This window comes from Thioclava sp. SK-1 (genome assembly GCF_001705665.1).
In the GTDB taxonomy this organism is placed as follows: Bacteria; Pseudomonadota; Alphaproteobacteria; order Rhodobacterales; family Rhodobacteraceae; genus Thioclava.
Map to the genome: position 1 here is coordinate 15,320 of NZ_MDHA01000053.1, position 11,544 is coordinate 26,863.

The following is an 11,544-nucleotide window of genomic DNA, read 5'->3' on the forward strand; positions in this document are numbered from 1 at the left end:
CCGGCTTAGCCGATGATTGTGTTCAGCGTTGCAGATGGGCGCATGACAGCGGCCACTTTCGCTGGATCGGCGTGGTAATAGCCACCCAGATCAACCGGCTTGCCTTCTGCGGCTTGCAGCTCTGCCAAAATTGCGGCTTCGCCGTTAACCAATGCCTTTGCAATTGGGGTGAAATGCGCCTTTAGCGCTGCGTCACCCTCTTGTGCCGCCAGGGCCTGTGCCCAGTAGCGAGCAAACCAGTAATGCGAACTGCGGTTGTCCGGCGCACCGATCTTACGCTCTGGCGAGTTGCCGTTTTCCAGAACCTTCTGGGTGGCATCTTCGACCGCCTCGGCCAGAACGCCAGCTTTGGCATTGCCTTTGTCCGCCAGGAATTTGAACGACTCCCCCAACGCACAGAATTCGCCCAGGCTGTCCCAGCGCAGGTGGTTTTCTTCGACAAGCTGCTGAACATGTTTGGGGGCCGAGCCACCCGCACCGGTTTCAAACAGACCGCCGCCCTGCATCAGCGATACGATCGACAACATTTTGGCCGAGGTGCCCAGCTCTAGAATCGGGAACAGATCGGTCAGGTAGTCGCGCAAAACGTTACCGGTGATGGTAACAACATCATTGCCCTTGCGCATTTCTTCGAAGGTGAAGCGCGTGGCTTCGCGCGGGGCCATGATCGGGATTTCAATCCCGGCCTCTTTCAACGCGGGGGTGACATATTTAATCAGCTCTGCGTCATGGGCGCGGTTCGCATCCAGCCAGAACGCGGCAAGGCCGGTTGCTTTGGTGCGGTTGATGCCCAGTTTGATCCAATCCAGGATTGGCTCTTTTTTCGCAGTGGCCGAACGCCAGATGTCACCCGTTTCCACGTTATGTGAATGCAACACGGTGCCATTGTCGAGAATGATTTCAACCTTGCCATTGCCGGTCATTTCAAACGTGGTCGGGTGAGAGCCATATTCTTCGGCCTTTTGTGCCATCAAACCGACGTTGGATACCGCACCACAGCTGGTCACGTCCAACTTACCGGTTTCTTTGAAATAGGCGATCGTTTCATCATAGACACCGGCATAGGAATTGTCCGGTATGCAGCATTTCGTGTCTGCGGCTTTGCCATCTGGACCCCAGCCAATACCACCGGCGCGGATCACGGCAGGCATCGACGCGTCGATGATCACATCCGACGACACGTGCAGGTTGGTGATGCCCTTGTCGGAATTCACCATATACATCGGCGGTTTTGCAGCCAGTGCCGCTTTTAGATCGGCCTCAAGCTCTGCGTTGCCTTTGATCCGGGTTTCCAAATCGCCGATACCGGCATTGGGGTTGAAGCCAAGCGCCGTAACCGTATCGCCATGTTTGGCCAGGAAATCTTCCAGATATACCGATACGAAGTGACCAAAAATGATCGGGTCAGAGACCTTCATCATGGTCGCTTTCATATGGACCGAGAACAACACGCCCGGTTCCATGCTGGCGACTTCAGCTTTGATAAAATCGCGCAGGGTCGCCACCGACAGGAATGTCGCATCAACGATTTCACCCGCTTTGTAGGACAGGCCAGATTTCAAAACGGTTTCGGTGCCATCTGTGGCGGTGAAAACGATTTTTGCGCCTGTCGCCTCAGCGATGGTGGCAGAGGTTTCATTGGCGAAGAAGTCGTTGCCGGGCATCGACGCAACAGTCGTCTTGCTGTCGGCGGTCCATTCACCCATCGAATGCGGATGTTTCATCGCATAATTTTTCACAGCCTTGGCCGAACGGCGATCCGAATTGCCTTCCCGCAGAACCGGGTTCACGGCCGATCCTTTAATCGTGTCATAGCGCGCGCGAACGTCTTTTTCTGTGTCGTTGGACGGCTCATAGGGGTAGTCGGGCAGTTTATAGCCCTGATCTTGCAATTCCTTGATCGCGGCGGTCAACTGCGGGACCGATGCCGAGATATTTGGAAGTTTGATCACATTGGCGTCGGGTGTTTTCACCAATTCGCCCAGCTCTGCCAGATCATCCGAAATTTTTTGCGCATCGGTCAGATAATCGGGGAATGTCGCAAGGATACGACCGGCCAGTGAGATATCGCGGGTTTCGACACCCAGACCCGCTGCACCGGCGAAGGCGCTCACGATCGGCAGAAGCGAGCCAGAGGCCAGCTGCGGGGCTTCGTCAACGATGGTGTAAATAATATCGGGGGTCTTCGCCATGATCCTCAATCCTGTCTTTGGGGCCTTTATTGGCCGGAAATGGGAGGAGCCGCAGGGAGGACATGCGCACATACCCCCCGACAGCGTCATGCATCAGGGGGTAAAACAGCGGACAGGGTAAGTCAATGTGTGCAATCGTATACAATGGAGGGCAGGCGGGGCTGTTCGCGATTGCCCCAACAAAACGGCGCAAAACCGCATGGGACGCGCCTAAAAAACGGGCGGTTCTATTTGGAGGCTGCTGTGCAGGCCAGCGGCCGCGATCGGGGATATTGGGATGCGCCGGCGGCCTTTGCGGGGATGCGCTTGCCCTTCGCCGCGTTGGGGCGCATGTTGGCGCCGGGTCGGGCAGGATGGGGCCAATTCCCGCGGCGTTGCGGCCCCAAAGAAGTGATGTGACAGCGACAGGACGACCCGATGAAAGATGTGCTTGAGTATCTGGATACCAATGTGGATGCGGCGGTTGACCGGCTGTGTGATCTGATCCGCATTCCCACCGTGGGCACCGATCCCAAACATGATGGCGATGTGCGGCGCGGCGGGGATTGGTTGGCGCAAACTTTGCGTGATATGGGTGCCGATGCAAGCGTGCGCGACACGGCGGGCCATCCGATGGTTGTGGGCCATATGCCCGGTCCTGCCGATGCACCGCATGTTCTATTCTATGGCCATTATGATGTGCAGCCTGCCGATCCGGTTGCGCTGTGGGACACGGATCCGTTTGAACCGGTTTTGAAACAGGTTGACGGGGACACGCAGATTGTCGCGCGCGGGGCGTCCGATGACAAAGGTCAGTTGATGACTTTTGTCGAAGCTTGCCGCGCCTTCATCGCCACGCGCGGGGCATTGCCGCTGCGCGTGTCGTTTTTGTTTGAGGGTGAAGAGGAAAGCGGATCAAATTCGTTGCCGGCGTTTTTGGAAAACACCGCAGAGGAGCTGAAATGTGATCTGGTGCTGGTCTGCGACAGTGATATGTGGGGCCGTGATACACCTGCCATCACCACCCATCTGCGCGGGCTATGCGGGCAAGAAATTACGATTTCCTGCGCAGATCGCGATTTGCATTCGGGGATGTTTGGCAATGCGGCGCGCAATGCGCTGCAGGTCATGGCCGATGTTGTGGCGTCGCTGCGTTCACCGGACGGTGCCGTGGCAATCGACGGGTTTTATGATGATGTCGCACCGTTGGCCGCACAAACGCGGGCCGAGTGGGACGCGCTCAGCTTTGATGATGATGCGTTCCTGGCGGATGTCGGGCTAACCACCCCGGCAGGAGAGGTGGATCAGCCTGTGTTACATCAGATCTGGTCGCGTCCGACCTGTGAAATCAATGGCATGTGGGGCGGCTATACCGATGCGGGGTTCAAAACGGTCATTCCGGCACAGGCCCATGCCAAGATCAGCTTCCGACTGGTGGCGGGCCAGGATCCGGCGAAAATCCGTGATCAGTTTCAGGCCCATGTGCAAGCGCAACTGCCCGAGGATGCCACGGTTGAATTTACCGATCATGGGCTGGCACCTGCTTGGGCATTGGATCGCTCCAACCGGTTCTTGACGCCCGCGCTTCAGGCCTTGGCGGATGAATGGGGGCAATCGACCACCACCGGTACCGGTGGCTCGATCCCTATTGTGGGGGCATTGAACGCGGCCTTGGGCGCAGATGCGCTGTTGGTTGGGTTTGCACGCTTCGACAATCGTATCCATTCCCCTAATGAAAAATACGACATGTCTTCTTTTGTTGGGGGAATGCGGGCCTGGGCGCGGGTGATCGACAGGCTGTCGCACGGTCACTAAACCGTGGCAGGCGACGGATCACGCATCTGTCGCCTGTTATTTCCTGCGATATGGACTAAATGATGGTAACGGGTTGCAAGTGATTTGGCAGCCGCTAGTGATCTGACAGAAAGTCCAACCGATGACCGATCCAGAACCGCGTCTTGATATGTGGCAAGATCTTCGCAGCGACTTGGTTGCGGGTGTGCAGCCCGATGGCGAAACATTTGCGGCGCAGATCGGTGGTCGTTCAATCTTGATGCCAATTCGCGCATTGCCTGACGGGGTCAGCGGTTTGGCTTCGCTGATACTAAATCAGGCCAGTTTTGAGGTGTTGGACGCAATCACGGATCAGCTTTCGGCACGGTTGCGTATGTTAAGCCCGGATGTGATTGTGGCGGTGCCGACATTGGGTCTGCCATTGGCAGAAGGGGTCGCGCGCCGGCTTGGGCATCGACGGATCCTGCCACTGGGGGTGTCGCGCAAATTCTGGTATCGCCAAGAGCTGTCAGTGCCGCTTCGCTCGGTTACCTCACCGGATGCGGAAAAGCGGCTGTGGCTGGACCCGCGCCTGCAGGGGATGTTGCGCGGGCGCGTCGTGGTGGTAGATGATGTAATTTCGTCCGGTGCGTCGATCCGCGCGGTTTTGGGGCTGTTGCAAAAGGTTGGTGTGCAGCCCACGGCAGTGGCCTGCGCGATGGTGCAGGGCAGTGGCCATGTCGATCTGGCGCGCGATACAGGTGTTCAGATCCTATCCGCATTCGCCACGCCGATCTTGCACCATACGGGCGATAGCTGGGCCTAAGCTGGCGTCATAAAGCTTTTACAATCCTGTCCTTTCCCTGTCATGCAGCCGACCTATATCGCAGTCACGCGGCGGAACTGCCGTGGTTTGAACTGCCCGATTGTATAGGCCGATAGAGATAAAAAATGAACGCGATCAAGCAGATAATTTCAGATCCAACATTATCTGAACCTACGTTGTTGCCGCGCCAGGGTCCGCAAACAGCCTTGGCTGTGCACGCTGCAATGCCGATGATCAATCTGATTGAAGCGCAGGTGATGTCGCAGGCTGTGATGATCGGCAATTACGAAGTGCTTGATGGTGTGCAGATGGATGATCGTCCGGTTTTGCTGGGTATCCGGCCCGACGCGGTGCATCTGTCGCCCGACGCCCACGGTCCGGTCAGCTTGGATTATGTGGCGCGTTTGGGCGTGGGGCGGTTGTTCCACGGGGTGCTCGAAGGCGAGGCAATTGTTGCGCAACTGCCTGCGCATGCCAAGATTGCGCCGCGTATGGCACTATTGATCAACCCTGCCGATGTGATGATCTTTGATGCGTATACAGGGCAGCGCCTGATTGCGCTGCGTGTGCCGGTTGCTCGGCCAGATTACGTCTTTTAATCCAGTTGACGGCCCGTCGTCGCCATGGGGGCCGTGCATTTGCTACTGCCCCCAAGTGCGTTCCAACACGGCTAACCAATTTCTTGACGCAATTTTTTCCACAAGCGCGGCGCCAAACCCGTGGTCACGCATCGCTTGCAACAGCCCCGGTAACCCCGCCACATCGCCAAGCACGTCTGGGATCACCGCCCCGTCGAAGTCAGAGCCAAGACCCAGACGGTCCTCGCCCAGAATGGACAGCATATGGTCCAGATGGCGCAGAATTGGATCCCATCCGCAATCACTGCCGCGCAGCCCATCAGGGCGTAAGAACGGCACTGCGTAATTCAACCCGACCATGCCGTCACTTTCAGCGATTTGTGTCAATTGGCGGTCCGTCAGGTTGCGCGATGCCGGTGTGATCGCATGGGCGTTGGAATGAGTTGCCACCAGCGGTGCGGTGCTGATCGCGGCGACATCGTCAAAGCCTTTTTCATTCAGGTGACTCAGATCGACCATGATCTTTAGCTGATTGCATTCACGGATCAGCGCATGGCCTGCGGCGGTCAGCCCATCGCCGATATCGGGTGAGGACGGATAGGCAAAGGGCACGCCATTGCCGAAGATCGTTGGGCGCGACCATACTGGGCCCAAAGACCGAAGACCCAACTGATGCCACAGATGCAAGGCATCAAGATCGGGGTCGATTGCCTCTGCCCCCTCCATATGCATCACGGCTGCAATACGGTCTGCGGCCATCGCCGCGCGGATCTCAGAGGCGGTGCGGCACAATGTCAGCCCGCCTTGACGCTCCATCCACATCAAATGCCCGGCCATCGCCAAAGCCACCTGCTGGGCAAGGCCCATTGGAACGGGCTGGGGCAGGGGGGCAGAAAACGGCGGTGCGTTCATCATACGCATTAACGCTTCAGAATTGCCGGTATCGGGAGAGGGCACATAGATTGCAAAGAACCCACCGGCAAACCCACCGCGGCGCATCCGGGGCAGATCCAACTGCCCTTTCCCCGTGTTACCCAACCATAAAGCGTGGCGATTCAATGGATCAGACCACAGCCGTAGCAAGACATCATTATGGCCATCAAAGACGGGGATCATCACGCACCTTTACACTGTTGCGGTCTCAGCAGGTTTACCGATCGCTCTGCCATCATCGACGGATCGACGGTGGGATCAACCTTGCAGCAGACACAATGCAGTGTGGCACGGGACAAGGTGGCACGGGACAGTGTAAAATGGGGCAGGGGCCTAAACGCTAGGGGGCCGGTGAGGGGGCTGGTGGGGCTGAGCGGCGTGATGAGACCTGCGGCGATGTGACGCTTTGGCTTTTGGCGTATCAAGCTGCCAACAGGATTCGGCCGATTTGCGATGATGATGAAAGAATAGTTCACGGCAATCGCGATGTTTTTGCATTTGACACATGTATATGTGCAGACCTATTCTGCAAAAATGCAGCACGAATTTGACTGGAATGACCTCAAGTTTTTCCTCGCCCTTCACCGCCACAAACGTATGACGACCGCAGGTCATGCCTTGGGGATTGATCAAACCACAGTCGCCCGTCGGGTGAAGTCCTTAGAAAAGGCAATCGGCGCCCAGTTGTTCACCCAAAAGCAGGGCGGTTATACCGCCACGATCGCCGGAGAGCGGATCTTGCCAATGGCGTTGGAAGTGGAACGGAACACAACCAGAGCGCGAGAGACTGTCGGCGGTGAGGCAGGCCGGTTATCGGGGGTGGTCCGGGTCGGTGCACCCGATGGTTTGGCGGTTCATTTTGTCGCCCCCGTTCTGGCCCGGTTCCAAGAGGAACATCCCGATGTGACCGTCGAATTGCTGGTAAGGTCGCGGACATTCCGTTTGTCCCAACAAGAGGCACATTTGACGTTTTCGCTTAATTTGCCCACCTCTGGGCGGCTTTTGGCGCGTAGAATGACCGAATATCACCTCGCGCTTTATGCCTCCCGTGGGTATCTCAAGGCGCATGGGACACCGATGCAATTGTCCGATCTATCTGCTCATAAGCTGGTTGGTTATGTCGATGAGCTTCTGCCAACCGATGCGCTGCGTTACACGGATGAGTTGGGCATTCGTGGTGGTATGGATTACGGCTCCAACTCGATTTTGGCGCAAAGGGAAGCGGTGCGCGAAGGGGCTGGGATTGGCGTTTTGCCTGCCTATGTGATCCATGATGATCCCGATTTCGTTCCAGTGCTAAGCACCAAACATTTGTTGAAGCGCACACTTTGGATTTTGTCGCACCAATCGACCGAAGATCTGGCCCGCGTCAGATTGATTTCAGAATATATCCAGCATGCCACACGAACCGCGCGGACACGGTTTTTATTGTCCTGAAATAAGCACCAAAAACAGGTTTACATTACCTAAGGTCAATCAAACCTGTGCTAGACCCCAGGGTTAAGATTTGATTGTGTAGTTTCAGACGGTTCGAACCTTCGTGCTTTGGTTCGTGATCGGCATGGGAGGAAAATTAGGCGGCGTCGGGCGGATGTGTTTTCTGGGAGGAAAATGCGCCACAGGTTGGAGGACCTGATCCCGGTAAATGTCTATCACTTTGGGTTCGTGCGGTATATTGCCGGACCAAACGGATCGTATCGCGCCCCCGGTCGGGGAGGACGGGTGTGGCGCGATACGATCCGGCTTTTTTACAGATAGCGGTGTCAAACGTTGTAAAGCTCTTGGTGGATCTTTCAGCGTATTTACATGTGTCTGGTGCTTTTGCGCCCAACATCCCCCTTGTTCAGCCATTAAAAAACCGCCCCGAAATCAGGGCGGTTTTATCGCATTGCAAAGGGCTGGCGTTACAGCATGTTTTGTACCGACCGCGCGCCTTCGGTCAGATCTTCACCGACACCTGCGACCGTGTTGCACGCTGCTAAACCAAATGCGCAAAGCGCAAGCGTAAGGATCAGTTTCATTGGGTTTCCTCGTACCACCACACATCAGGCAAAAAGCCCGTCCAATCCCCATATAAAGGGAGGGTTTCGGGATAATGTATCTGTTTGATATGTGCGAGACGTGAAAATTTTGAATACCACGCCGGAATGATATATCTTCCGGCTGTCAAAACCCGGTCCAGCGCATGCGCAGTGGCGATAAATTCTTCCTGATCACCGGCGTTCAACAGCGCATCAGTCAACGCATCCACGGCTGGGCTGTCGATGCCCATCCAATTGCGCGAGCCGGGCTGATCCACACCCTGCGACCCCCAATAGAGCTTTTGTTCATTCCCGGGGCTAAGCGACAACGCAACCAGATGCCATGCCATGTCGAAATCGAAGGATTTGGTCCGCGCCACATATTGCGCGTCATCTGTGGTGGTCACTTTCGGAAAAATGCCAATCCGGCTGAGTGCCTCGACATAGATGTCGATGATCGGCTGTGGGTCATAGGGGCCAAACCAATAGCCGCCGCCTTGACGCAGTAAGATCTCAAAGTTGAAGGGCGCACCCTGATCATTGCGCAACACACCGTCATCGGCCACGGTCCAGCCTGCCTCGCCAAGTAATTTCAGCGCCTTGCGGGCGTTTTTGCGGTTCAGCTCCTTGCCATCGGACACGGGCAGGGAATAGCCCTCTATCGTGCCGGGCGGTAAGCTGTCGGCAAAGGGCTGCAACAGCTGCGCTACGCGCCCTTGGGCGGCATCATGGCTCATCCCCAGTGGAGAATTGGAGAAATACGAGGTGATCCGCGGCTCGCTTCCGTCATTGAGCGCCTGGTTCATGAATTCAAAGTTGAATACATCGATCAATGCCTGCCGCACACGCCAATCTTTGAAGATGTCTTTACGCGTGTTGAATGCCAGCCCATTGATACCAGAAGGGCGCTGATGCGGGATCTCGTCTTTCACGATCTCGCCGCTTTGAACGGCAGGGAAGTCATAATTTCCGTTCCATTTGGCCGAATTCAGCTCGCGCCAGATGTCGATTTCACCGCCCTTAAAGGCCTCAAATACAACATTTCCGTCACCGAAATAATCATAGCGGATCTCATCAAAATTCCATTTTCCTTGGTTGAAGGCCAGATCCTTACCCCACCAATTTGGATCGCGCTTGAAGGTGATGTATTTTCCGGTCTCGACGCGGTCCAACACATAAGGGCCAGAGCCTATCGGCGCCTCGGTCGTCAGTTCGGCAAAATTTTTCCCCTCATATTGGGCTTTTTGCAAAATCGGGCGCATACCCATGATCAACGCCAGTTCGCGCTCTGGCTGGGTGAAAGTGATGCGCAATGTCCGCTCGCCGGTCTTTTCAATCGACGCGACCTTACCCCAGGAATTTTGGTAGCGTGGATGCCCTTGCGTCCCCAGAGTTTCATAGCTCCAGATTACGTCTTCAACAGTGACCGGGCTGCCATCTGAAAACCGCGCTTGCGGGCGCAGGGTGAATTCCACCCATGTGCGCGCCGGATCCGTTTCAACACTTTGTGCCAACAGCCCATATAGGGAAAACGGCTCGTCATACGAGCGACCCATGAGGGTCTCAACGGTGTAATCGCTGATTCCCTGTGCAAAGCGCCCTGTCAGAATATAGGGGTTCAGGCTGTCGAATGTACCTGCTTCGCCCATCCGAATGCGTCCGCCTTTGGGCGCATCGGGGTTGGCATAGGGCAAGGCGCCAAACCCTTCGGGCAGCGCCGGCTCGCCATACATCGCAATTCCATATTGCGGCTGGGCATGTGCCATAGAGCCTTGCCACAAAGGCGCAAGCGCCAAAAGGCCCGCTGCAACACCTTGTAAGAATACTGGTCGCATCATCGCACGAATTCCCGTTCTGCCTGTATTTATATCGGCGACGGTACTTCACGACCAATGGGGGTGCAAACTTTTCCCTTTAATTCCGCAGACAAGGGCAGTATACAGAACTCACTGCTCGATAGGTTTCTTGCCTGTATGAAACCTGCCTCATGACTTAACGCCCGCCTTGTGCGGGCGTTTTTTTTGTCTTTATGCCAGTAATTTAAGGCCGAAACCGTGCTGGGTCTGTCTGCATTGGCCAGGGGCCGGAAATGGAATCACCTTGGCCCGGTCAAACCGGATCACGCGTTTTTTCATCTTGGGGATGGGTCGTTGCGACCCGTGCTGTCTTGTGCCGTAAAAGCGAATCCGTGACAAGAGTCCGGCGGCAACTTTATCCACAGATTGACTCAACGGCGTAGATTTTCACAGATCGATCGCCATCACGTCACGCATTCGTTCCGGCTTTTGGTGGAACTTCCTCCGTGGTTCAGTAGTCTAGTTACAAAGCATTGCATTGGAGAAGTGATATGAGCCTCAAGGGTAAAACTGCCGTCGTTACCGGATCGAACTCAGGAATTGGACTTGGGGTCGCGCGCGAGCTTGCAAAGGCTGGCGCAGATATTGTTTTGAATTCCTTCACCGAGCGTGATGAAGATCATCAGCTGGCCAAGGATATGGCCGCCGAGTTCGGTGTCAAAGTGCGCTATATCAAGGCAGATTTGTCCAAGGGTGACGAGGCACGCGCACTTATTGAACAGGCCGGTGTGTGCGATATTTTGGTCAATAACGCGGGCATTCAACATGTCGCACCGATTGATGAATTTCCGGTGGCCAAGTGGGATGCGATCATCGCGATCAACATGAGCTCGGCATTCCATACCACGGCTGTTGCTTTACCGATGATGCGCAAGGCCGGATGGGGCCGGGTGATTAATATCGCATCAGCGCATGGGTTGACGGCGTCGCCATATAAATCGGCCTATGTCACGGCAAAACACGGTATCGTTGGTATGACCAAAACCGTGGGTCTGGAAACGGCAAAAGAACCGATCACCGCAAATGCAATCTGCCCAGGCTATGTGCACACCCCCTTGGTAGAGGCGCAGATCCCCGACACCGCCAAGAAATACAATATGACTGAAGAAGAAGCGGTTGAAAAAATCATTCTAGACCGCCAGCCGTCAAAGCAATTTGCCACGGTGGAACAAATCGGCGGAACGGCTGTGTTCTTGTGTTCTGATGCAGCTGAACAGATCACCGGCACAACCATTTCCGTGGATGGGGGTTGGACCGCGCTATAATCCCTACAGACAAAAACGATGCAATGCCGGGCAGGGGTAACCCTTGGCCCGGCATTTTACTGTGATCTTGACAAAATCACGGGCTGAAATCGGCGTCGGGATGGGTCAGCGCAGTTGTCTT

The 11,544-nt window shown here is 55.7% G+C and carries 9 protein-coding genes; 5 read left to right on the top strand and 4 right to left on the bottom strand.

Annotated features, from left to right (window positions below; genetic code table 11):
- Positions 1 to 5: 5 nt before the first annotated feature.
- Complete coding sequence (locus BFP70_RS12625) at positions 6 to 2,192, bottom strand: NADP-dependent isocitrate dehydrogenase (protein ID WP_066012018.1); 2,187 nt, start codon at positions 2,190 to 2,192, stop codon at positions 6 to 8.
- A gap of 417 nt (positions 2,193 to 2,609) precedes the next feature.
- On the opposite strand from BFP70_RS12625, the gene BFP70_RS12635 reads away from it, so the two are divergent.
- The 3 genes from BFP70_RS12635 (at position 2,610) to BFP70_RS12645 (ending at position 5,369) form a co-directional block, all read left to right on the top strand.
- On the top strand, positions 2,610 to 3,986 hold the full coding sequence (locus tag BFP70_RS12635; protein ID WP_066012020.1) for a M20/M25/M40 family metallo-hydrolase: 1,377 nt from the start codon (positions 2,610 to 2,612) through the stop codon (positions 3,984 to 3,986).
- A gap of 121 nt (positions 3,987 to 4,107) precedes the next feature.
- Positions 4,108 to 4,770 (top strand): phosphoribosyltransferase, encoded by a 663-nt coding sequence (locus BFP70_RS12640; protein ID WP_066012021.1) that lies wholly within the window; start codon positions 4,108 to 4,110, stop codon positions 4,768 to 4,770.
- Between the two features lie 125 nt (positions 4,771 to 4,895).
- Entirely contained in the window at positions 4,896 to 5,369 is a 474-nt protein-coding gene (locus BFP70_RS12645; protein WP_066012022.1) for a hypothetical protein, read from the top strand.
- A 42-nt stretch (positions 5,370 to 5,411) separates the two neighbouring features.
- Here BFP70_RS12645 and BFP70_RS12650 read toward each other — a convergent pair whose 3' ends face one another.
- Complete coding sequence (locus BFP70_RS12650; RefSeq protein WP_066012023.1) at positions 5,412 to 6,464, bottom strand: dipeptidase; 1,053 nt, start codon at positions 6,462 to 6,464, stop codon at positions 5,412 to 5,414.
- Positions 6,465 to 6,815: 351 nt separating this feature from the next.
- Here BFP70_RS12650 and BFP70_RS12655 point away from each other — a divergent pair, with 351 nt between their 5' ends.
- Entirely contained in the window at positions 6,816 to 7,718 is a 903-nt protein-coding gene (locus BFP70_RS12655) for a LysR family transcriptional regulator (RefSeq protein ID WP_066012156.1), read from the top strand.
- Between the two features lie 467 nt (positions 7,719 to 8,185).
- Here BFP70_RS12655 and BFP70_RS12660 read toward each other — a convergent pair whose 3' ends face one another.
- Together BFP70_RS12660 and BFP70_RS12665 are read right to left on the bottom strand one after the other, a co-directional pair.
- Positions 8,186 to 8,302 (bottom strand): entericidin EcnAB, encoded by a 117-nt coding sequence (locus tag BFP70_RS12660; protein WP_066012024.1) that lies wholly within the window; start codon positions 8,300 to 8,302, stop codon positions 8,186 to 8,188.
- Complete coding sequence (locus BFP70_RS12665; protein ID WP_083217505.1) at positions 8,299 to 10,137, bottom strand: extracellular solute-binding protein; 1,839 nt, start codon at positions 10,135 to 10,137, stop codon at positions 8,299 to 8,301. The genes BFP70_RS12660 and BFP70_RS12665 overlap by 4 nt, the downstream gene beginning before the upstream one ends.
- Positions 10,138 to 10,649: 512 nt before the next feature.
- On the opposite strand from BFP70_RS12665, the gene BFP70_RS12670 reads away from it, so the two are divergent.
- Positions 10,650 to 11,423, top strand: a complete 774-nt coding sequence (locus BFP70_RS12670; RefSeq protein ID WP_066012026.1) for a 3-hydroxybutyrate dehydrogenase — start codon at positions 10,650 to 10,652, stop codon at positions 11,421 to 11,423.
- Positions 11,424 to 11,544: the final 121 nt, after the last annotated feature.